Below are 20,814 nucleotides of genomic sequence, written 5' to 3'. Positions count from 1 at the left end.
GAACGGGGCGGTTTCAGCTTGCCTTCACCTTTTCGTGGTTGATGATGGCGCCATGACAGCGCCCCGGCCGTCCCAGCCTGCCGGTGGCCCCGCCGCTCACCGGACCGGGCCCCTTCCGCCCATGCCGGCGGCCCTGCTGATCGGCGCGATCGTCTTCGCCGCCGCAAGCTTCGGCCATCTCACCCGCCCGGTCGGCTTCCTCGCCTCGTTCTGGCCGGCGAACGCGCTGCTGCTCGGGCTGATGATCCGCCGGTCGGAATTCGCCACGCCGCTCAGCCTGAGCGGGGCGGTCGCCGGCTATCTTCTCGCCGACTTCGTCGGTGGAACCCCGCCGCTGCTCTCGCTCTGGCTGACCGTGGCGAACCTCGCCAGCTTGCTGGCCGGCCATGCCTTTTTCCGCCAGGCCGACCCGGAAGACCAGCGGCTGGCACGGCCGCAGTCGATCCTGCTTCTGCTGCTGGTCAGCCTGGCGAGCGCCGCGGTCTCGGCGGTGGTCGGGGCCGGCGGCCTCGTTGTCTTCTTCGGCTCCAGCCCGGCCCAGGCGCTGGCCCTCTATGTGGCGAGCGAGCTCGCCGCCAATCTCGTCGTGCTGCCGATGGTGCTGACCGCGCCGCCCATCGCCACGCTACGCGCGCGACGGCTCCGGCCGCGCGCCCCCGATCGCGACGGCATGCTGCGGTCCCTGCCGCTGCTGGCGCTGATCGTCTCGCTCGCCGTCGGCACGATGGTCGGCGGCTCGGGTGCGGTCTCGGTGCCGATCCCGGCCATCCTCTGGTGCGCGCTTAGCTACGGCCTGTTCCCGACCGCGGTTCTGACCTTCGTCATGGGCGTCTGGCAGGGAACGGTGCTGGTTTCGGCGATTCCGCCGGGCACCGACGCCTTCATCCCGGCGGCGGTCTCGCACCGGCTCGGCCTCGCGCTGGTGGCGCTCGGGCCGATCATGGTGGCGAGCATCAACAGCGCGCGCGGCGCGTTGCTGGCGAAGCTCGACCACGCCGCCAATCACGACGCGTTGACCGGCGTGCTGAGCCGCGGCGCCCTGCTGGAACGCGGCGAGCGCGCCCTGCTGCGCAGCCGCGAGCGCCGCGAGCCGCTGGCGCTGCTGCTGCTCGACGTCGACCATTTCAAGAGCGTCAATGACGGGCACGGCCACGCCGCCGGCGACCGCGCGCTGGCGGCGCTCTCGGCCGCCATCGGCGCGGAACTGCGGCGCGAGGACGTGTTCGGGCGGCTAGGCGGCGAGGAGTTCGCCATCGTCATGCCGGGCAAGGCGGCGGACGCCGCGCGCGCCACGGCCGAGCATCTCCGCCAGCTCTGCGAACGGACGCCGGTCAGGAACGATGCAGGCGAGGCGCTGGCGATCACGGTCAGCATCGGGCTGGCGAGCGAGCCCCTGGCGCGCGATACGCTCGGCACCATGCTGAAGCGGGCGGACGACGCGCTCTACCGCGCCAAGGCCGAGGGCCGGAACAGGGTGGTCACGGCCGCAGCGGCCGAGCCGGCGCCTGCGCTCGGCGAGGCGCCGGCGGGACGGCTCATTTCTCCTTGATGGAAAGGCCGCCCTTGCCGACGGAGATCTCGACCCCGTCGGGCTGCTTCTTCTCCTGATAGAGGGCGTAGCCGGTGGCGGCGAGGCCGACGACCAGCGCGCCGATCAGCAGGAAGAGCAGGTTGCGCGACGTCATGGGACTTTCGTACTCCGGAACCGTTGATCGGGACCGCTTCGCGGCGGCGCCAACAGCAACGCCGATCGCTCAGGAAGGTTCCGCGCGCCCGCCCGGCGTCGCACTCCAGCGGGCCACCAGCGCGACCGCGAGGCTGCTCCAGGCCAGGCCGAGGCACCAGCCACCGAGCACGTCGCTCGGCCAGTGCACGCCGAGATAGATGCGGCTGACGCCGATCGTGACGATCAGCGCCCAGGCGATCATTGCGCAGAGCCGCGCGATGTCCGCCCGGCCGGAGGCGACGCCGACGAAGCCGGCGATGCCGTTGAGCACCACCGTCGAGAGGAAGGCGTGGCCGCTCGGGAAGCTGGCGGTGAAGGTGCGCGCGGCATGCTCGACGATGTCGGGGCGTTCGCGGCCGATGCCGATCTTGAGCAGCGTGCTGATCAGCATCGCGCCGAGCACGCTGGCGAGCAGGCCCGCGGCCAGCCGGCCATGGCCGCAGGCGCGCAGCATCAGCGCCGCCACCGCCAGCATGGTGCCGAGCACGGCGAAGCTGCCGAGCGAGGTCAGGTCGCGCATCGCCTCGCGCAGCCAGGGCGGGCCGAGCGGGGTGGCAAGGTCGGAGGGCGCGCGGAAGAGCAGCAGCACGCTGCGGTCGAAGGAGAGGTCGCGGCCCGAGAGCACGACGAAGGCCAGGCCGGCGAAGACCAGGGCGGCGACGACGGGCAGGAGGATGCGCGGCTGCAGGACGATCATGACGGACGGATCACGGGCGGGAAGACTCTCGGGCAGCGAAGGCGCAAGGCGAGCGGTCCGGGCCGGCGTGGCCGGTCAGAGCTGCGCCTCGCGGGCGGCGATGACCTGCAGCGCGGCCGGCAGCAGGCGGTAGTGAAGCGAGCCGGCGCGCCGCTCGACCTCGCCGTCGAAGGTAACATGGCCGCGGCGCTTGTCACGCCGGGTCAGGGTCAGCTCGGTGCCGGAATAGCTCACGAGGTTGCGCGAGGTGCGCCAGCTGCCGGTGACCATCGAGACCGCCGCCTTGCAGCGCGAGAGCAGCCCGCCGGTGTCGAGCACATGCACCTCGAACAGGCCGCCATCGAGTCGACTGCGGCGCCAGTCCTCGCCGTCGAAGGCGTTGACCGTGACCAGCACGGCATCGGCCGTGACCTCGCGCAGCTCACCCTCGATTTCCATCTCGACCCGGATCGGCCGGGTGAACAGGATCGAGCGGCTGGCGGCAAAGGCGAAGGCCATCGCCCGGCTGAAGGGGAAGCGGCGGCGCGCATGCTCGCGCTCGCGCGCCATCAGGCTGAAGAAGCCCATGCCCGAGATCGAATGGAACAGCTTGCCGTCGATGCTGCCGAGGTCCATCACCACCGGCGAGCCCTGGCAGAGTCCGCGGATCTGCTCCTCAAGCGTGCCCATCAGGCCGAGATCGCGCCCCAGCACGTTGACGGTGCCGAGCGGCAGGATGCCGACCGGCCGATCGCTCTCGATCAAGACCTCGAGCGCGCCGTTGATGGTGCCGTCGCCGCCCGCGACCACCGCGATCGCATCGGGGTCCTGGACCGCCTCGCGCAGCCTGGCCTTCAGATCGCGCGGATGGGCGAGCGCGACCTCGGCCTCGCAACCGGCGGCGCGGAAGGCCTCGCCGACACGGCGCGCGAAATCATCAGGCCCCATTTCGAGCACCGTGCCGGCGCGCGCGTTCCCGACGACGCGATAGCGCCTGGGGGCTTGCGCCCGCCGCGATGCCCCCCCGGTCATGGTCAAGCGGCGACGTGCCGCCCGTCATCGGGCGCGATGCCGATGTAGCGGGGCGGCTGGCGAGATGCGCCGCGCTGCGTGGTCGTCTCCTCGACCTCCTCGGTGATCACCTCGAAGCGCTGCAGCACATGCGGGCCGAAGCTGTTCAGCATCGGGATGTCGGTCGCGTCGCGGCCACGCGCGATCAGAATCCGGCCGATGCGCGGCTGGTTGTGGCGGGCGTCGAAGGTGTACCAGCGCCCATCGAGCCAGGCCTCGAACCAGGCGTTGAAATCCATCGGCGCCGGGTCGGCCGGCACGCCGATATCGCCCAGATAGCCGTTGCAGTAGCGCGCCGGGATGTTGAGGCAGCGGCACAGCGCCACGGCGAGATGCGCGAAGTCGCGGCAGACGCCGATCCGTTCCTCGAAGGCTTCCGCGGCGGTGCGGGTGCTGCGGGCGAAGGCGTAGCCGAAGGTCAGGTGGTTGTGGACGAAGTCGACCACCGCCTGGACGCGCTGCCAGCCGGGCTCGACCTGGCCGAACAGGCGCCAGGCCGTGTCCATCAGCCGGTCGGTCTCACAATAGCGGCTGCCAAGCAGGAAGGGCATCACCTCGTGCGGCAGCTCGGCCGGGTGTGACTGGCCGGCCTCTGGCACGACCGGGTCGGGCCGGCCGTGATCATGGACGGTGCCATGCGCTTCCAGGCGAACCCCGCCGGCCGGCGCCAGCAGGCGGCGGCAGACATTGCCGAAGGAATCGATGTGCAGCGAGAGCGGCACCTGGCCGCCGGCGGGGCCGAGCGCCGTCGCGCTCATCGCGTCCTGCGCAACCAGGGTGTGGTGACGGGAGGGATGCACGTCGAGCATGGTGACCAGCGCCGTCGGCTGCTCGCACACGATCTCGATCCGGTAGCCGTAGCGGATAAGCATGTCGATCCTCGCAACATGTCGGAGAGCAGGCGCGCCCCGCACCGAAGTCCCAGCCGGCACTGAAAGACGCGGGCGGGGGCGGTTTGGTTCCACGGGCGAGCGCGGGTTCCGGCGGGGCGCGCGCGACCGGTGCACATCGCCCCGCGGATAAAAAAGGTGCGGGCCGTTCGGCCCCCACCACGCATTCGCGACGATCCGGCTGGGGGGATAGCAATCGCCGCGAGCTGCGCCTTTGGAGCGCGCGTCCCCCTAAAGCGCGCTCACATCATCCAGTAGGGCATGGTCCCGTAATAGTCGTGGACGCGCTTGCCGTACTCGCGATCCTGCCAGTCGGGCTCGCCCTCGGCATCGTACATCGGGGCCGCTTCCAGCTTCTCCCGCGTCAGCGGGACGATGTAGCCGCCCTTGTCGACGTCATAGTCGAGCATGCTCCAGGGAATCGGGTGATATTTCTCGCCGAGGCCGAGAAAGCCGCCGAACGACATGATCGCGTAGGCGACCTTGCCCGTCGCCTTGTCGAGCATCACGTCGTAGATCGATCCGAGATGATCGCCGGAGGCGTTGTAGACGTTCGTTCCAGCGACACGGGCCCCCGCGATCAGCGGATTGGCGGCAGTCGAAGCTGCAGTCATGGTCGCGCTCATCTCATCCTCCATCGGTTTCGAAGCCGGGCCGGCCGACGTGGCTGATCAACCCGTCGCCTCCCGGCTTGTTCCGCGCCGCAGCGAAGAAAATTGGCACGGCGCCGAAAGCCCGCCGGCGCAGACGATAAGGGCTTCAAGACGCCGATCGTCCCGGCGTCGACACGGCACGCGGGCAGGCCCGGGCGCGCGCGAGGCGGTCCGAAAACCCGGAACAAACGCGGTTTTGGCCGGTTGTGGGGAGCAACGGGCGATCGGGAGCCCGGCCCCACAGGGGCGTCTCCCGATCGGGTGACGCGGTCCGCAGAAGGCGGCCGCGCGCCCTCGCCACTCGACAGACCCGCGCACCGGAGGGAAATGCCATGTCCATCCGCCATGTCGCCCGTCACGGGCTCGTCGCCGGCATGCTCGTCGGCGCCATCGGCCTCGCATTGGCGCAGACCGCCAGCGAGCCGTCGCCGGCCAATGCCGCAGAAGGGCGCCCGTTGACCGTCGCCAATGCCCCCCTGCCTGCCTCCGCCGGCCCCTTCGTCGCCGCCGGCGTGGCCGACGGCATGCTGCGCGGCTCCGAGCTGACGGGTCGCGCCGTGCAGAACAATCAGGAGCAGTCGGTCGGGACGGTCAGCGACGTGCTGGTCACCGGCGACGGCCGCGTCGGTGCGCTGCTGCTCAGCGTCGGCGGCGTGATGGGGATCGGCGCCAAGACCATCGCGATCTCCTACGACGCCTTCCGCCCGATGCGGGCCAGCGACGGCGCGGTGAAGCTGGTGCTCGACCTCGCGCCGGAGACGCTCCAGACCGCCCCGCCCTACAAGCCCGCGCCGATGCCGACCCAGAACTGACGCCCGAGACCGACCAGCCTTCCGAAACCCTCATCCAGACCTGAAGCCGAAAGGACGCCATCATGAACAAGCTTCTCCTCGCCGCCCTCGTCGCCGGCACGCTCGGCGCCTGCACCGCCCGCGAGCAGAACACCGCGACGGGCGCCGTCGTCGGTGCGGGTGCCGGTGCCCTCGTCGGCGGCCTCGCCACGGGCCGCGCCGGCGGCGCCCTCGCCGGTGCCGCGATCGGCGGCGCTGGTGGCGCCATCATCGGCTCCGCCACCACGCAGGATCGCGTCTGCGTCGGCCGCGACGAGTGGGGCCGCCGCGTCAGCTACGCCTGCTGATCCAAGGTCCGCGAAACACCGCGATGCCGGCGACGCCGGAGCCCTCAGGGGCTCCGGCGTTCGCATGTCCGGGTGCTAGACGTTGCCATAGGGGCCGAAGCGCCCGACGAAGCGGTGGCGGTGGCCGGGATAGAGCAGGCGCACCGCCGTCACCGGCCGTTCCTGGTTCCAGGTGCGGCGCTCGACCAGCAGGCAGGGCTCGCCCTCGGCCAGTCCGAGCAGCCCGGCCTGCGTGGCGCTGGCCGCGACCGCGCTGATCGCATGCTCGGCCTGGGTCCAGAGGCTGTGCCGGAGCAGCCAGTCGCCCGGCGGCATCGCCGTGAAATCCTCCGTCGCCGCATCCGGCACGGTGGCGAGATGGATGACGCGCTCCTCCAGCACATGCGGCGCGCCATCGGCCGAATGCAGCAGGGTGAGATGAGCGATCTCGACGGCAGACCCGAGCTCGAAACGGGCGATCTCGGCGCTGCGGGCCTTGCCGTCACGGCGTTCGAGCACGCGGAAGGCGTAATCCTGACCGAGCCCGCGCACCTCGTCGGGGATCGAGAGGATGTCGAACATGGTATGGCTGGCAGGCGGCGAGGCGACGATCGTGCCGGAGCGGCGGCGGCGGGTGATCAGCCCCTCGCGCGCCAATTGCACCAGGGCGCGGTGCACCGTCATGCGCGAGGCGCCGAGGCGTTCCATCAGCGCGTGCTCGGGGGGCACGCCGGTTCCCGGCGGCCAGGCGCCCGAGACGATCAGGTCGCGGATGGCGCGGCGGATCTGGTCGTAGAGCGGCCCCACCCCGTCCAGGGCCACGGCATCTTGCGTCGTGTCGGTCAAGCGCATCTCAGGCCAGGAGGCGGCGCATCACCGCCGCATAGCGCGCTTCTACCCGCTCGCGGGCGCGATGTCTGCCATCCGTCACCAGCTGTTCGCCGCCGACATGGACCTGCGCCACCGGCAGCGCGGGCGCGGCGAACAGCGCGCTGTCGAGCGCGAGGTCGCCGCCCTTGGCGACCAGCGCCGGATGCGCGGCCGCGAGCGTCACCAGATCGGCGCGATGGCCGAGCGCGATCGCCCCGATCGCCCGGCCGCAGGCCTGGGCGCCGCCGGCGCAGGCGTCGCGCCAGAGGCGGGTGCCGGCCGAGACACCCTCCTGAGCCCAGAGCGCGCGGCGCCGGTCGCGCAGGCGCTGTGAATATTCCAGCAGGCGCAATTCGCCGCCGGCGCCGATCTCGACATTGGAATCGCTGCCGACGCCGATCCGCCCGCCGGCCTCCCGGTAGCGCACCCCGTCGAAGATGCCGTCGCCGAGATTGGCCTCGGTGATCGGGCACAGGCCGGCGACGGCGCCGGAACGGGCCATGGCCTCGCGCTCGCCATCGTCGAGATGGGTGGCGTGGATCAGGCACCAGCGGCTATCGACCGCGACCGTGTCCATCAGCAGCGCCACCGGCCGGCGGCCGGCGATCGCCAGCGCGTCCTCGACCTCGCGGGTCTGCTCGGCAACATGGATATGCACCGGCGCCTGCGGCCTCAGGCCCGCGAGCCAGGGCAGGTCGTCGAGCGCGACGGCGCGCAGCGAATGCGGGGCGATGCCGACATGTGCGTCCGGCAGCGCCGCGACCGCGCGCTCCGCCCCCTCGACCAGCCGCAGATAGGCGTCGCGATTGTTCAGGAAGCGGCGCTGGCCGTGGACGGCCGGCGCGCCGCCGAAATTGCCGTAGCGATAGAGCACCGGCAGCAGGGTGAGCCCGATGCCGGTCTCGGCCGCCGCCGCGGCGACGGCGCCGGCCATCTCGGCAATGTCGGCATAGGGCCGGCCGTCGCGGTCGTGATGCAGATAGTGGAATTCCGCCAGTGCGGTGAAGCCGCCCTCCAGCATCTCGACCATGGCCTGCGCCGCGATCGCCGCGACATCGTCGGGATCGAGACGGTCGAGGAAGCGATACATCACCTCGCGCCAGGTCCAGAAGGAATCCTCCGAGGCGCCGCGCCGTTCCGACAGCCCGGCCATGCCGCGCTGGAAGAGATGGCTGTGCAGGTTCGGCAGGCCCGGCAGAGTGAGGCCCGGCAGGCGGCGCACGCCCGGCGCGGGATCGGCATCGGGCGCAACCGCGACGATGGTGCCGTCTTCCACGCGGATCGCGACCGAGCGGGCGAAGCCGCCCGGCAGCAGCGCCTCGTCGCAATGCAGCTCCAGCCTCGTCATGCCGACCCCTCCGATTTGCATAGGCAAATCACCGCTTGCTTTTTGCATATGCAATTAGCTAGCTTACCCGGAACGGAGACGAAGTCGAGAGGGGCGATACGTGGCTGAGGCATCGGCGAGCTGCGACCGGCTCTGGGTGAATGCGCGTCTGGCGACGATGGCGCCGAGCGTATCCGCCCCCTATGGCGCGGTCGAGGACGGGGTTGTCGCGGCGCGCGACGGGCGCATCCTCTATGCCGGCCCGCGCGCCGCGGCGCCGGCCTTCGGCGCGGCCGAGACCATCGACTGCGACGGCCGCTGGATCACGCCCGGCCTGATCGACTGCCACACCCATCTCGTCTATGGCGGCGACCGCGCCCATGAGTTCGAGCTGCGCCTGCAGGGCGCCAGCTACGAGGAGATCGCGCGCGCCGGCGGCGGCATCGTCTCCAGCGTCAAGGCGACGCGCGAGGCGAGCGAGGACGCGCTGTTCGAGACCGCCGACAGTCGGCTGCAGGCGCTGCTGGCCGAGGGCGTCACCACCGTCGAGATCAAGTCTGGCTACGGGCTCGACACCGAGAGCGAGGTCAAGGTGCTCGCCGTGGCGCGCCGGCTCGGCCGCGAGCGCCCGGTGCGCGTGCTGACGACCTTCCTCGGCGCCCATGCCGTGCCGCGAGACTATAAGGGCCGCTCCGGCGCCTATGTCGACCTGGTCTGCGGGCCGATGCTCGACGCGGTGGCGGCGCAGGGCCTCGCCGACGCGGTCGACGTGTTCTGCGAAGGCATCGCCTTCTCGCCCGAGGAGACCGCGCGCGTCTTCACGGCCGCGAAGGCGAAGGGGCTGCCGGTGAAGATCCATGCCGAGCAGCTTTCCAATCTCGGCGGGGCGGCGCTGGCTGCCGGCTTCGGCGCGCTCTCGGCCGACCATCTCGAACATCTCGACGAGGCGGGCGTCGTCGCCATGGCGAAGGCCGGCACCGTCGCGGTGGTGCTGCCCGGCGCCTTCTACTTCCTGCGCGAGACGGTGAAGCCGCCGATCGACCTGCTGCGCGCGCATGGCGTGCCGATCGCGCTGGCGACCGACGCCAATCCCGGCACCTCGCCGCTGACCTCGCCGCTGATGACCATGAACATGGGCTGCACGCTGTTCCGCCTGACGCCCGAGGAGGCGCTGGCCGGCATGACCCGCAACGCCGCGCGCGCGCTCGGGCTCCAGGACGAGATCGGCACGCTTGAGGCCGGCAAGGCCTGCGACCTCGCGATCTGGGAGATCGCGCGCCCGGCCGAGCTCGCCTACCGCATCGGCTTCAACCCGCTCCACGCCCGCATCCGGAACGGCCAATGACCCAGCTCGCCCTCACCCCCGGCCAGGCTTGCCTCACCGACTGGCGCGCCGTGCTCGACGGCCGCAGCGTCGGCCTCTCCGAGACAGGCGCGATCGCCCGCGCGCAGGAGATCGTCGACGGCATCGTCGCCGCCGGCACCGTGACCTATGGCGTCAACACCGGCTTCGGCAAGCTCGCCAGCGTGCGCATCGCCGATGCCGACCTCGCGACGCTGCAGCGCAATCTCATCCTCTCCCATGCGGTCGGCACCGGCCCGGCGCTGCCCGACGGCGTCGTGGCGCTGATCCTCGCCATGAAGGCGGCCAGCCTGGCGCGCGGCGCCTCCGGCGTGCGGCCGGCGGTGGTCGAGGCGCTGCTCGGCGCGCTGCGTGCCGGGGCGCTGCCGGTGGTGCCGGCCAAGGGCTCGGTCGGCGCCTCGGGCGATCTGGCGCCGCTCGCCCATCTCACCGCGGCGCTGATGGGCGTCGGCGAGATCCGCATCGGCGGCGAGACCCTGCCGGCGGCCGAGGGGCTGGCGCGCATCGGCCAGGCGCCGCTGACGCTCGGCGCCAAGGAAGGCCTCGCCCTGATCAACGGCACCCAGGTCTCGACCGCTCTGGCGCTGGCCGGGCTCGTCGCGGTGACGCGCGTCTTCGACGCCGCGCTGATCGCCGGCGCGCTCTCGGTCGATGCGCTCAAGGGCTCCGACACGCCCTTCGACCCGCGCATCCAGCAATTGCGCGGCCAGAAGGGCCAGATCCGCATCGCCGGCCTGCTGCTCGAGCTGATCGCCGGCAGCGAGATCCGCGAAAGCCATCGCTTCGGCGACAGCAAGGTGCAGGACCCCTATTCGCTGCGCTGCCAGCCGCAGGTGATGGGCGCGGTCGCCGACCTGATCGGCCAGGCCGCCGGCACGCTCGCCATCGAGGCCAATGCCGTCACCGACAACCCGCTGGTGCTCGGCCCGGGCGAGGTGGTCTCCGGCGGCAATTTCCACGCCGAGCCGGTGGCCTTCGCCGCCGACATGCTGGCGATGGCGATCTGCGAGATCGGCAACCTGGCCGAGCGGCGCATCGCCCTCCTGGTCGACCCGGTGATGAGCGGCCTGCCGCCCTTCCTCGCCCGCGACGCCGGGCTGAACTCCGGCTTCATGATCGCGCAGGTGACGGCGGCGGCGCTGGCCTCCGAGAACAAGCAGCGGGCCTATCCGGCCTCCGTGGACACCATCCCGACCTCCGCCAACCAGGAGGACCATGTCTCGATGGCGACGCATGGCGCCTATCGCCTGCTCGACATGGCGCGCAACGCCGCCGGCATCGTCGCGGTCGAGCTGATGGCGGCGGCCGAGGCGATCGAGCATCACCGGCCGCTGAAGAGCTCGCCGCGACTCGAGCCGGTGCTGAAGCTGATCCGCGCGAAGATCGCGCCGCTCACCGAGGACCGTTACCTCGCGCCCGACCTCGCCGCCGCCACCGCGCTCGTGCTCTCCGGCGCGCTGGGCGAGGCCGCCGGGATCGACGGCTTCGCGGAGCTCGGCGCGTGAGGCGCCCCGCCCCCGTTTCGGCCGCGCGCGCCGGCGAGCCCGGCCTCCGCGTCCCCTCATCCGGCCCTTCGGGCGATCGTTCCGGGAGATTTCCGTCATGACCCGCATCGACAACAGCCGCGTCATCCGCAGCCCCCATGGCAGCGAGCGCACCGCCAAGTCCTGGCTGACGGAAGCGGCGCTGCGCATGCTGATGAACAATCTCGACCCCGACGTCGCCGAGAAGCCGGGCGAGCTCGTGGTCTATGGCGGCATCGGCCGCGCCGCGCGCAGCTGGGAGGATTTCGACCGCATCGTCGCAGCCCTGCGCTCGCTCGAGGCGGACGAGACGCTGCTGGTGCAGTCCGGCAAGCCGGTCGGCGTGTTCCGCACCCATGCCGACGCGCCGCGCGTGCTGATCGCCAATTCCAACCTCGTGCCGGCCTATGCCAACTGGGAGCATTTCCATCATCTCGATAAGGCCGGGCTGATGATGTACGGCCAGATGACGGCCGGCTCCTGGATCTATATCGGCACGCAGGGCATCGTTCAGGGCACCTACGAGACCTTCGCCGAGGTCGGCCGCCAGCATTATGGCGGCTCGCTCAAGGGCAAGTGGATCCTCACCGGCGGGCTCGGCGGCATGGGCGGCGCGCAGCCGCTGGCCGCGACCATGGCCGGCGCCTCGATGATCGCGGTCGAGTGCAAGCCCTCCTCGATCGATTTCCGCCTGCGCACCCGCTATCTCGACGAGAAGGCCGCGAGCATCGACGAGGCGCTGGCGATCGTCGAGGCGGCGCATGCCAAGGGCAAGGCGGTCTCGGTCGGCGTGCTCGGCAATGCCGCGGAGGTCTTCCCCGACATGGTCGAGCGCGGCATCCGCCCCGACGTCGTCACCGACCAGACCTCGGCGCACGACCCGCTCAACGGCTACCTGCCCGCCGGCTGGACGCTGGAGGAGTGGGAGGAGCGCAAGGAGCGCGATCCCGCCGGCACCATCGAGGCCGCCAAGCGCTCGATGGCGGTCCACGTCAAGGCGATGCTCGACTTCCAGCGCATGGGCGTGCCGACGCTCGACTACGGCAACAATATCCGCCAGATGGCGAAGGATATGGGCGTCGCCGACGCCTTCGACTTCCCGGGCTTCGTGCCGGCCTATATCCGCCCGCTGTTCTGCCGCGGCGTCGGCCCGTTCCGCTGGGCCGCGCTCTCGGGCGATCCGGAGGACATCTACAAGACCGACGCCAAGGTGAAGGAGCTGCTGCCGGACGACGCGCATCTGCACAACTGGCTCGACATGGCGCGCGAACGCATCCAGTTCCAGGGCCTGCCGGCGCGCATCTGCTGGGTCGGCCTCGGCGATCGCCACCGGCTCGGCCTCGCCTTCAACGAGATGGTGGCGAAGGGCGAGCTGAAGGCGCCCGTGGTCATCGGCCGCGACCATCTCGATTCCGGCTCGGTCGCCTCACCCAACCGCGAGACGGAAGCGATGAAGGACGGCTCCGACGCAGTCTCCGACTGGCCGCTGCTCAACGCCCTGCTCAACACCGCCGGCGGCGCGACCTGGGTCTCGCTGCACCATGGCGGCGGCGTCGGCATGGGCTATTCGCAGCATGCCGGCGTGGTCATCGTCGCCGACGGCACGCCAGAAGCGGCGAAGCGGCTGGAGCGCGTGCTCTGGAACGACCCGGCCACCGGCGTGATGCGCCATGCCGATGCCGGCTACGACATCGCACTCGCCTGCGCCCGCGAAAAGGGGCTGAAGCTGCCTGGCATCCTGGGGTAGGTGGCCGCCCGTCATTGTGACGCCCCCATACCGGCGCCCCCTCTGTCATTCCGGGGCGCCCGAAGGGCGAGCCCGGAACCCACGACCGGGTGCGCGCTGTTCAACGGGCGGGATCGTCAGGTCTCACCCCGTCATGGGTTGCGGGCTCCTCGCTGCGCGAGGCCCCAGAATGACAGCGGGATTGGCCTGGACCAAAAGCGCATTAAGTCCCGAATGACAGGGTGATGAGCCCGGAACGAAAGGGCGTTAAGCTCTGAACGACTGCGTGAAGCGGCCCCGGAACGGCCCGGGCGATGTCTGAACGCCGGGGGAGATCATCATGCGCATCATCCGCGCCGCGCGCTATCGCAGCATGCCGTGGAAGAATGGCGGCGGGACCACCACCGAGATCGCCGTCCATCCCGAAGGCGCGTCGATGGCGGATTTCGACTGGCGCGTCTCGATGGCGCATGTCGGGACGGACGGGCCGTTTTCCACCTTCCCCGGCATCGAGCGGACGCTGAGCGTGCTCACCGGCGCCGGCATCACCCTGGCCTTCGGCGACGGCGAGCGCGTCCGGCTCGACCGCGACAGCGCCCCCTATCCGTTCGCGGCCGACCGGCCGGTGGACGGGCTGCTGCAGGACGGGCCGATCGACGATCTCAACGTGATGACCCGACGCGGCCGCTTCGCGCACAGCGTCGTGCGCCTGACCGGCCAAGGCCCGCACCGCATCGCGCATGACGGCACGCTGCTGCTGATCGCGCCGGAGGGCGGCTGGCGGGTGGACGGCGAGCCGCTCTTGCCCGGCGATGCCGCGATCGGCACCGGGAGCTGCGGCGCGGACTGCCTCGGCGCGACGGGCGCGGCCGCGCTTCATGTCGTGCGGCTGACGCCGGCGGCCTGAGGGCGGCGCGAGGCCGCCACGGTCGCCGGCCGCACCGGCTTCAGTGCACCTCCGCCGCGAGCACCGCCTCGGCGCGGATCTCCTCGACCAGCCGCTCCTTCAGGGCGACGAAGTCGGGCGTGGTCTTGATGGTGTAGGGGCGCGGATGCGGCAGGTCGATCGCGATGTCGGCCTTGATCCGGCCGGGCCGGGCGCTCATCACCACGACGCGCGAGCCGACGAAGATCGCCTCCTCGATGTCATGGGTGACGAAGAGCACGGTCTTCTGCTCGCGCTCCCAGATGCCGAGCAGCATCTCCTGCATCAACGCGCGGGTCTGGTTGTCGAGGGCGCCGAAGGGCTCGTCGAGCAGCAGGATCTTGGGATCGTTGGCGAGCGCGCGGGCGATCGCGGTGCGCTGCTGCATGCCGCCGGAGAGCTGCTTGGGGAAATGGTCGACGAAGCCGGAGAGGCCGACGCGCCCGGCCCAGCCGCGGGCGATGTCGAGCCGCTCGCGCTCGCCGATGCCCTTCTCGCGCAGGCCGAAGGCGATGTTCTGCACCACGGTCAGCCAGGGGAAGAGCGTGTAGCTCTGGAAGACGAAGCCGCGATCGGCGCCCGGCCCGGTCACCGGCGCGCCGTCGAGCATGATGCGGCCTTCGCTCGCCGTCTCCAGCCCGCCGACGATGCGCAGCAAGGTGGACTTGCCGCAGCCCGAAGGGCCGAGAATGGTGATGAAGTCGTTGTCGGCGACGCTGAGCGAGGTCGGCATCAGCGCGCGCGTCGCCTGCCCCTTGCCCCGCGCCGGGAAGACCTTGCCGACCTTGTCGATGACGAGCTTGCTCACGACTGCTGCGCCCACGGAAACAGGCGCTGGTTGAACGCCTTGAACAGGAAGTCGGAGATCAGGCCGATCAGGCCGATCACGATGATGCCGAAGATGATCTGCCCGGTGTTGAGCAGCGCCTGGCTGTCGGTGATCATGTGGCCGATGCCGGAGGAGGAGCCGATCAGCTCGGCGACGATGACATAGGTCCAGGCCCAGCCGAGCACGAGGCGCAGGATCTCGGCGATCTCGGGGGCGGCGTTGGGCAGCAGCACCCGCCGCACCACGGAGGCATCGCTGGCGCCGAGCGTATAGGCGGCGTCGACGAGATCACGCCGAGCCGAGCCGACCGCCACCGCGATCATCAGGATGAGCTGGAACACCGAGCCGATGAAGATGACGAGCAGCTTCTGCGCCTCGCCGATGCCGGCCCAGAGGATCAGCAGCGGGATGAAGGCGGAGGCCGGCAGATAGCGCGCGAAGGAGACGAAGGGCTCCAGGAACGCCTCGACCGGCTTGTAGGCGCCCATCATGATGCCGAGCGGCAGCGCCACCAGCGCCGCCAGCACGAAGCCGCCGACCACGCGCCAGATCGTCATGCCGATGTCGAACAGGAAACCGTGCACGAAGAGCAGATTCCAGCCCTCGGCGAGCATGGTCAGCGGATCGGCCAGGAACAGCTTCTGGACGTAGCCGCCGAAGGTCGCCACCGACCAGAGCGCCACGAACAGCGCGAAGAAGGCGACGCCGTAGACGACGCGGGCGGCCGGCGATACCGGCTGGAGGGGTCTCATCGCGGGGAACTCGTTTCCTTGACGAGGGCGGCGAGTGCGCGCCAGGGCTCGATCGACCAGAAGCCGGAGGCGGCTCCCGAGGTGGAGGGCAGGACGACGAGGCGCGTCGTCCCGAGCGTATCGGGCTGCAGCCCGTAGGCGAGCGCCCGGCCTCGCGGCCGCAGCACCGCCTGCGCGGCGCGCTTGCCGTTGAAGGCGAGGATGGCGGGCGCATGAGCGCGGATGCGCGCCGCGAGCCCGTCGGCGTCGAAATGGTCGCCCCGCAGCGCGGCGTCCGGGCCGGAGCTGCGCTTGGCGACGTCGGTCAGGCCGATGCCGTAATCCGGCAGCGCGCGGAACTCCTGCGGCGCGAGCCGGCGCGGCGTCAAGCCGGTCGCGTGCAACGTGCCCCAGAAGCGGTTGCCCGGGCCGGCATAATAGGCGCCGAGCCGGGCCGAAGCCGCCCCGGCCTGCGTGCCGCAGAGCACGAGGGTCAGACCGGGGCCGAGCACGTCGGGCAGGACGTCGGGCAGGACATCCCGCGGATCGCTCCGCCCCGGCACGCGCGCGGCCCCTGCCGCCTTACTTGCCGAGGACGTACTTCGTCTCCGCCAGCGAGGCGATGTCCGGCTTGGTCTTGATCAGCCCGACCTCGAGCAGCAGGTTGGCCGCCTTCTGGGTGAAGGCCTGCCATTCGCCGCCGAAGAAGGCCTTGTTGCCCTCGGCGTCCGACCAGCGCAGGAAGCCCGCCGACTTGCCGAACTGCTCGCCCGACTGCTTCACGTCGGCGCCCATGATGGCGTAGGCCTTGTCCTTGTCGGCCTTGATCATCTCGAGCGCCTCGAAATAGCTCTTGGTCAGCGCGGCCGCGGCGGCATCGTTCTCCGCCAGGAATTTCGGCGTGCAGCCGAGCGTGTCCATCACCATCGGATACTCGAGCGTGGTGGCGATGATCTTGCCGGTCTCGGGCTTGTCGCGCACCGTCGAGAGATAGGGTTCATAGGTCATGGCCGCGTCGTTCTGGCCGGCGATGAAGGCCTGCGCCGCCGGGCCCGGCTCCATGTTGACCACGGTCACGTCCTTCACGGACATGCCATTCTCCTTGAGGAACCAGGCGAGGGCGAAATAGGGCGAGGTTCCGGGCGCGGACGCCGCGACCCGCTTGCCCTTGAGGTCCTTGATCGCCGAGACGTCGTTGCGCACGGCCATGCCGTCGGCACCGTAGCTCTTGTCGAGCTGGAAGAGCTGCTTGGTCTTGATGCCGGCGGCGTCCCAGACGATCCAGGTCTCGACCGTGGTCGCGGCGCACTGGATGTCGCCCGAGGCGATGGCGAGGTGGCGGTCCTTCTGCGGGATCTTGCGGATCGTCACGTCGAGGCCGTTCCTGGCGAAGATGCCGGCCTCCTTGGCCAGCGTCAGCGGACCGAAGCCGGTCCAGCCCGACATGCCGATGGCGACCTTGGTCTGCGCCTGGGCCGCGCCGGCCGCCAGCAGGAGCGCCGCGCCGAACCCGGCCGCCGCCCCGATACGCTTCAATCCCGTCATGCCGAAACCCTTCCCCTGTTGTCGACGGCCGCGACGCCGCCGCGGGCACGGCGGGATGGATGCAACCTTCGTTCCAAGGCAGGTTAAATGCCTATGCAAATCAGTCAAGCGCGACGGGATGGGATGGCGCGCCCGCATCGGGCACGCGGCCGGCAGCACGCCGGGGAACCGGCGGACGGTCGCGCGCGGCGGCCGGCAGGCCCGGCCGCCGGGCGACCCCGGCCGCCGCGCCGCGCGGGCTCAGCCCTTGAAGCCGCCGAGGAAGGCGTCGAGGCAGTCGCCGATCGCCTCGATGGCGTAGCCGCCCTCCTGCACCACCAGCGTCGGCAGGCCCATCGCCTTGACCCTGGCGCCGATCATGCCGAAATCGGCCGCCTCCAGCTTGAGCACGCCGATCGGATCGTCCTTGTGTGCGTCGTAGCCGAGGGCGAGCACCAGCGCCTCGGCGCCGAAGTCGCGGATGGCGCGCGCGGCGCGGTCGAGGGCGGCCTCCATTTCGGGGCCGGCCGCGCCGTGGACCAGCGGCAGGTTGAGGTTGAAGCCCTCGCCCGGCCCGTTGCCGCGCTCGTCGTCATAGCCGGTGTAGAAGGGATAGTAGTCGGTCGGGTCGGCATGCACCGAGATGGTGAGCACGTCGGGCCGGCGATAGAAGATCTGCTGGGTGCCGTCGCCGTGATGGGCGTCGACGTCGAGGATCGCCACCTTGCCGAAGCGCGCGCGCAGGCGCTGGACCGCGATCGCGCTGTTGTTGACGTAGCAGAAGCCGGAGGCGCGGTCGGCGCGGGCGTGATGGCCCGAGGGACGGCAGAGCGCATAGACCGCGCGCTCGCCGGCCAGCACCGCCTCGGCGCCTGACACCGCGGTCTCCGAGGAGCGCAGCACCGAGGTCCAGCAATGCTCGCCGATCGGCACCGACATGTCGCCGAGATACCAGCCGAGCTGGCCGAGGAAGCCGGTCGGCCGGCAGGGCGGGCGGACATCCTCGTCGGGACGGCCGCTCCAATAGGGGAAGGTCGCGGGCCAGACCTCGGGGCCGCGCTCGGCCGGCAGGGTCTGCCAGGTTTCCCAGGCGGTCTCCAGGAAGCGCACGAAGCCGGCGTCGTGCACGGCGAGGATCGGGTCGCGGCCATGGGCGCCCGGCAGCTCCGGCGTCATCCCGTGGCGGGCCAGCGCGCCGAGCAGCCGCTCGGTCCGCTCCGGCAGGTCCTTGGGCGCCACCACACGGCCGAAGCGCATATATTGCTGCGGGTCGTGCTTGGACTGGTCGGGATGATAGAAGGCACGCATCGCTGATGTCTCGCAGGCAGGTTTGAATCAGGCTGCCATTGCGCCACGAAAACGCGCGCAGGACCAGTGCGCAGCTCAGGCGGCGACGATCCCGCCACGCATGGGTTCGGCCGGCAGGCGCGGCAGCTCCAGCAGCCAGGGCACGCGCCCGGCCGGGACCGGACGGGCATAGCGGTAGCCCTGGCCGATGCGGCAGCCGAAGGCGCGCAGCGCCGCCTCCTGCGCCTCGGTCTCGATGCCCTCGGCGATGACCTCGAGCCCGAGATCGGCGGCGAGATGCACCAGCGCCCGCACGATCGCCGCATCCTCGCCTTCGGCTTCGAGATGCGAGACGAAGGAGCGGTCGATCTTGATGGCATCGACCGGGAAGCGGCGCAGATGCGTCAGCGAGGCGTAGCCGGTGCCGAAATCGTCGAGCGCGACGCGAAGGCCCGCCTCGCGCAGCGTCGACAGCACGCGCGCCGCCTCGTCGGCATTGCGCGTCAGCAGCACGCTCTCGGTAACCTCGACCGAGACATGCCGCGTCGGCACCCCGGCGGAGTCGAGCCGCGCCAGCAGGCGCTCGGCCAGCGCGGCGTCGCGGAAGACGCTGGCGGCGAGGTTGACCGAGACATGGCCGACCGCATGGCCGGAATCGAGCCAGGAGCGCAGGTCGCGCAAGGTGCCGGCGACGATCGCGTCGGTGATGCCGGCGGCGATCTCGGGATCGTCGAAACCTTCCTGGAAGGCGGCGGCCGGGATGATGCCGCGCTCGCTGTGGCGCCAGCGCGCCAGCACCTCGAAGCCGGTGATCCGGCCGGTCTCGAGATCGACCTGCGGCTGGTAGAACGGTTCGATCCGGTTCTCGAGCAGGGCGCTCGCCAACCCGCGGCAGACCGCGACGCGGCGCAGCATCGCGGCGCGCATCGAGCCCTCGTAGACCAGCGCGATGCCGCGCCCCTCGGCCTTGGCGCGGTAGAGCGCGAGGTCGGCATCCTTCATCAGCTCGACCGCGTCCTCGTCGTGCTGCGGCGCCAGCGCGATGCCGATGCTGGCACGCGGGCTGATGGTCTGGCCGCCATGCTCGCAGGGCGCGCGCAGCGCATCGAGCAGGCCCTCGGCCTTGGCGAGCGCCTCGTCCGGCGTCAGCAGGAGGCCGGTCAGCACGATGAACTCGTCGCCGCCGAGCCGCGCGACGAAATCCTCGGGCTCGGCCCTGGCCGCGAGGCGGGCCGCGGCCTGGAACAGCAATTCGTCGCCGGCATCGTGGCCGAGCGTGTCGTTGACCGACTTGAAGTCGTCGAGGTCGATCAGGAAGAGGCAGGCGCCGCCGCCGGGCCCGGCCACGCCGTCGAGCACCTCGCGCAGGCGCTCCTGGAAGAACAGGCGGTTGGGCAGGCCGGTCAGCGTGTCATGGGTGGCCTGGCGCCGGGTGCGGGCCTCGGCGGCCTTGCGGTCGGTGATGTCGACGATGCCGGCGACGACGGCGGGCGTGTCGTCGGTCTCGAGCGTGGTGGCGGTGACGAGCACGTCGCGCACCGCCCCGCCCGCGTCGAGCACCTGCGCCTCCTGGCCGACGATCCGGTCGCGCTCGTAAAGGACCGCGTCGATCCGCCGGCGGATCTCGGGGTCGAAGAGCACGTCCCGGATCTGCCGCTCGGCGAGGTCCTTGCCGAAATAGCGCCGGGCCGCATCATTGCCGCGCAGGAAACGGCCATCGTCCCGCGCGGCCACGACCAGCGGGATGGGCACGGCCATGAACAGCCGCTCGATCATCTCCTGGCTGACCGCCAGCGCGTCCTTGGCGGTGCGCTCGGCCTGGGTCGCCAGCCATTCGGTGCGGCGCAGTCGGTTGGCGTGGACGACGACGAGCCCGAGCGCGCAGTTCATCAGGAAGACGACGAGCAGCAGGCCGGGCAGCGTCTCGGGATAGGGGCCGGCGCCGAGATAGCCGATCAGCATCAGCGCGCTGCACATCGCGCCCATCGTCAGCGTCAGCCGGAACGACATCGCCACGACGAGATAGAAGATCGAGGGCAGCAGCAGCACAACGAACAGGGCGAGGTCGGAGCGCGACGAGACCAGGACGGCGATGCCGCCGGCGGTCACCGCCTGCCAGAACACCATGACACGCTCGGTCTGGGCGACGGTCCGGGCATGGTGCAGCAGGGCGAGCGCGACGATGGAGCCGGCGACCACCAAGAGGCGGGCCGGAATCGCGACATAGAAATGCGGGGTGCCGTGGAAACGCCAGTCGCTGACCAGGAACAGCGAGTTCAGCACCACCGAGAACAGGAAAAGCAGGCGGCATTGCCGCAGCGTCTCGGCCAGCCTGGCCTCACGAAACGCTGTCTCCCTGACGGGGTCGAGGAACTCTCCTCCGAAGCGAAACAGGCCGTCGCGGGTCATGACGCGATCCTGTCAGGCGGAACGTCAAGGGCGAGTTAAGCATGTCCGCGGCGAGCGCGCAAAAACGGGACAGCGGGCGGCCGTCGGGCCGCCCGCGGCAAGCGCCGCGGGGCGCTGCGTCACGCGCCGGCGCCGTGAACGCCCGCGCCCTTAAGGCTGCGGGCTGC

General features: G+C 71.0%; 20 protein-coding genes. 7 read left to right on the top strand and 13 right to left on the bottom strand.

Annotated features, from left to right (window positions below; all coding sequences use genetic code 11):
- The first annotated feature begins 121 nt into the window (after positions 1–121).
- Positions 122–1,549, top strand: coding sequence for a GGDEF domain-containing protein (locus ABE438_RS12370; protein WP_346502927.1), 1,428 nt, complete (start codon positions 122–124; stop codon positions 1,547–1,549).
- On the opposite strand, the gene ABE438_RS12365 is transcribed toward ABE438_RS12370, so the two are convergent.
- From ABE438_RS12365 to ABE438_RS12345, 5 genes are all read right to left on the bottom strand, one after another.
- The gene (locus ABE438_RS12365) at positions 1,536–1,685 is read right to left on the bottom strand and encodes a hypothetical protein (RefSeq protein ID WP_346502926.1); all 150 of its coding nucleotides are present in this window, start codon (positions 1,683–1,685) and stop codon (positions 1,536–1,538) included. The two genes, ABE438_RS12370 and ABE438_RS12365, sit on opposite strands and share 14 nt — an antisense overlap.
- 69 nt (positions 1,686–1,754) lie before the next feature.
- Positions 1,755–2,423 (bottom strand): phosphatase PAP2 family protein, encoded by a 669-nt coding sequence (locus ABE438_RS12360; RefSeq protein ID WP_346502925.1) that lies wholly within the window; start codon positions 2,421–2,423, stop codon positions 1,755–1,757.
- A 75-nt stretch (positions 2,424–2,498) separates the two neighbouring features.
- Complete coding sequence (locus ABE438_RS12355) at positions 2,499–3,434, bottom strand: diacylglycerol/lipid kinase family protein (RefSeq protein ID WP_346502924.1); 936 nt, start codon at positions 3,432–3,434, stop codon at positions 2,499–2,501.
- A gap of 2 nt (positions 3,435–3,436) precedes the next feature.
- On the bottom strand, positions 3,437–4,345 hold the full coding sequence (locus ABE438_RS12350) for a transglutaminase-like domain-containing protein (protein ID WP_346502923.1): 909 nt from the start codon (positions 4,343–4,345) through the stop codon (positions 3,437–3,439).
- Between the two features lie 260 nt (positions 4,346–4,605).
- Positions 4,606–4,989, bottom strand: a complete 384-nt coding sequence (locus ABE438_RS12345) for a PRC-barrel domain-containing protein (protein WP_346502922.1) — start codon at positions 4,987–4,989, stop codon at positions 4,606–4,608.
- Positions 4,990–5,348: 359 nt separating this feature from the next.
- On the opposite strand from ABE438_RS12345, the gene ABE438_RS12340 reads away from it, so the two are divergent.
- On the top strand, positions 5,349–5,828 hold the full coding sequence (locus tag ABE438_RS12340; RefSeq protein ID WP_346502921.1) for a PRC-barrel domain-containing protein: 480 nt from the start codon (positions 5,349–5,351) through the stop codon (positions 5,826–5,828).
- 62 nt (positions 5,829–5,890) lie between these two features.
- A complete protein-coding gene (locus ABE438_RS12335) occupies positions 5,891–6,154 on the top strand; it encodes a glycine zipper domain-containing protein (protein WP_346502920.1) in 264 nt (87 codons plus the stop codon).
- A gap of 75 nt (positions 6,155–6,229) precedes the next feature.
- On the opposite strand, the gene hutC is transcribed toward ABE438_RS12335, so the two are convergent.
- Both hutC and ABE438_RS12325 read right to left on the bottom strand, forming a co-directional pair.
- The gene (gene hutC / locus ABE438_RS12330; protein ID WP_346502919.1) at positions 6,230–6,979 is read right to left on the bottom strand and encodes a histidine utilization repressor; all 750 of its coding nucleotides are present in this window, start codon (positions 6,977–6,979) and stop codon (positions 6,230–6,232) included.
- A gap of 7 nt (positions 6,980–6,986) precedes the next feature.
- Complete coding sequence (locus ABE438_RS12325) at positions 6,987–8,351, bottom strand: formimidoylglutamate deiminase (RefSeq protein WP_346502918.1); 1,365 nt, start codon at positions 8,349–8,351, stop codon at positions 6,987–6,989.
- Between the two features lie 157 nt (positions 8,352–8,508).
- Here ABE438_RS12325 and hutI point away from each other — a divergent pair, with 157 nt between their 5' ends.
- The 4 genes from hutI to ABE438_RS12305 all read left to right on the top strand — a co-directional run bounded on the left by hutI (position 8,509) and on the right by ABE438_RS12305 (position 13,849).
- The gene (hutI, locus tag ABE438_RS12320; protein ID WP_346503012.1) at positions 8,509–9,675 is read left to right on the top strand and encodes an imidazolonepropionase; all 1,167 of its coding nucleotides are present in this window, start codon (positions 8,509–8,511) and stop codon (positions 9,673–9,675) included.
- Entirely contained in the window at positions 9,672–11,198 is a 1,527-nt protein-coding gene (gene hutH / locus ABE438_RS12315; protein WP_346502917.1) for a histidine ammonia-lyase, read from the top strand. The genes hutI and hutH overlap by 4 nt, the downstream gene beginning before the upstream one ends.
- Before the next feature lie 97 nt (positions 11,199–11,295).
- Positions 11,296–12,963 carry a urocanate hydratase gene (gene hutU, locus ABE438_RS12310; RefSeq protein ID WP_346502916.1) on the top strand — a complete coding sequence of 556 codons (1,668 nt, stop codon included), beginning with the start codon at positions 11,296–11,298 and terminating at the stop codon, positions 12,961–12,963.
- A 313-nt stretch (positions 12,964–13,276) separates the two neighbouring features.
- Positions 13,277–13,849 (top strand): HutD/Ves family protein, encoded by a 573-nt coding sequence (locus tag ABE438_RS12305; RefSeq protein WP_346503011.1) that lies wholly within the window; start codon positions 13,277–13,279, stop codon positions 13,847–13,849.
- A gap of 40 nt (positions 13,850–13,889) precedes the next feature.
- Here ABE438_RS12305 and ABE438_RS12300 read toward each other — a convergent pair whose 3' ends face one another.
- The 6 genes from ABE438_RS12300 to ABE438_RS12275 all read right to left on the bottom strand — a co-directional run bounded on the left by ABE438_RS12300 (position 13,890) and on the right by ABE438_RS12275 (position 20,647).
- Positions 13,890–14,675: an ABC transporter ATP-binding protein gene (locus tag ABE438_RS12300; RefSeq protein ID WP_346502915.1), complete on the bottom strand. Its 786-nt coding sequence runs from the start codon at positions 14,673–14,675 to the stop codon at positions 13,890–13,892.
- A complete protein-coding gene (locus ABE438_RS12295; protein ID WP_346502914.1) occupies positions 14,672–15,448 on the bottom strand; it encodes an ABC transporter permease in 777 nt (258 codons plus the stop codon). The genes ABE438_RS12300 and ABE438_RS12295 overlap by 4 nt, the downstream gene beginning before the upstream one ends.
- Positions 15,445–15,990, bottom strand: coding sequence for a mismatch-specific DNA-glycosylase (locus ABE438_RS12290; RefSeq protein WP_346502913.1), 546 nt, complete (start codon positions 15,988–15,990; stop codon positions 15,445–15,447). Before ABE438_RS12290 ends, ABE438_RS12295 begins: the two co-directional genes overlap by 4 nt.
- A gap of 19 nt (positions 15,991–16,009) precedes the next feature.
- Positions 16,010–16,972 carry an ABC transporter substrate-binding protein gene (locus ABE438_RS12285; RefSeq protein WP_346502912.1) on the bottom strand — a complete coding sequence of 321 codons (963 nt, stop codon included), beginning with the start codon at positions 16,970–16,972 and terminating at the stop codon, positions 16,010–16,012.
- Between the two features lie 240 nt (positions 16,973–17,212).
- Positions 17,213–18,259, bottom strand: coding sequence for a histone deacetylase family protein (locus ABE438_RS12280; RefSeq protein ID WP_346502911.1), 1,047 nt, complete (start codon positions 18,257–18,259; stop codon positions 17,213–17,215).
- 75 nt (positions 18,260–18,334) lie between these two features.
- A complete protein-coding gene (locus ABE438_RS12275; protein ID WP_346502910.1) occupies positions 18,335–20,647 on the bottom strand; it encodes a putative bifunctional diguanylate cyclase/phosphodiesterase in 2,313 nt (770 codons plus the stop codon).
- Between the last annotated feature and the right edge of the window lie 167 nt (positions 20,648–20,814).

This window comes from Allobosea sp. TWI1241 (assembly GCF_039673065.1).
Taxonomy (GTDB): Bacteria; Pseudomonadota; Alphaproteobacteria; order Rhizobiales; family Beijerinckiaceae; genus Allobosea.
The sequence above is the reverse complement of the archived record's forward strand: the minus strand, read 5'-3'. Positions and strand labels throughout refer to the sequence as shown.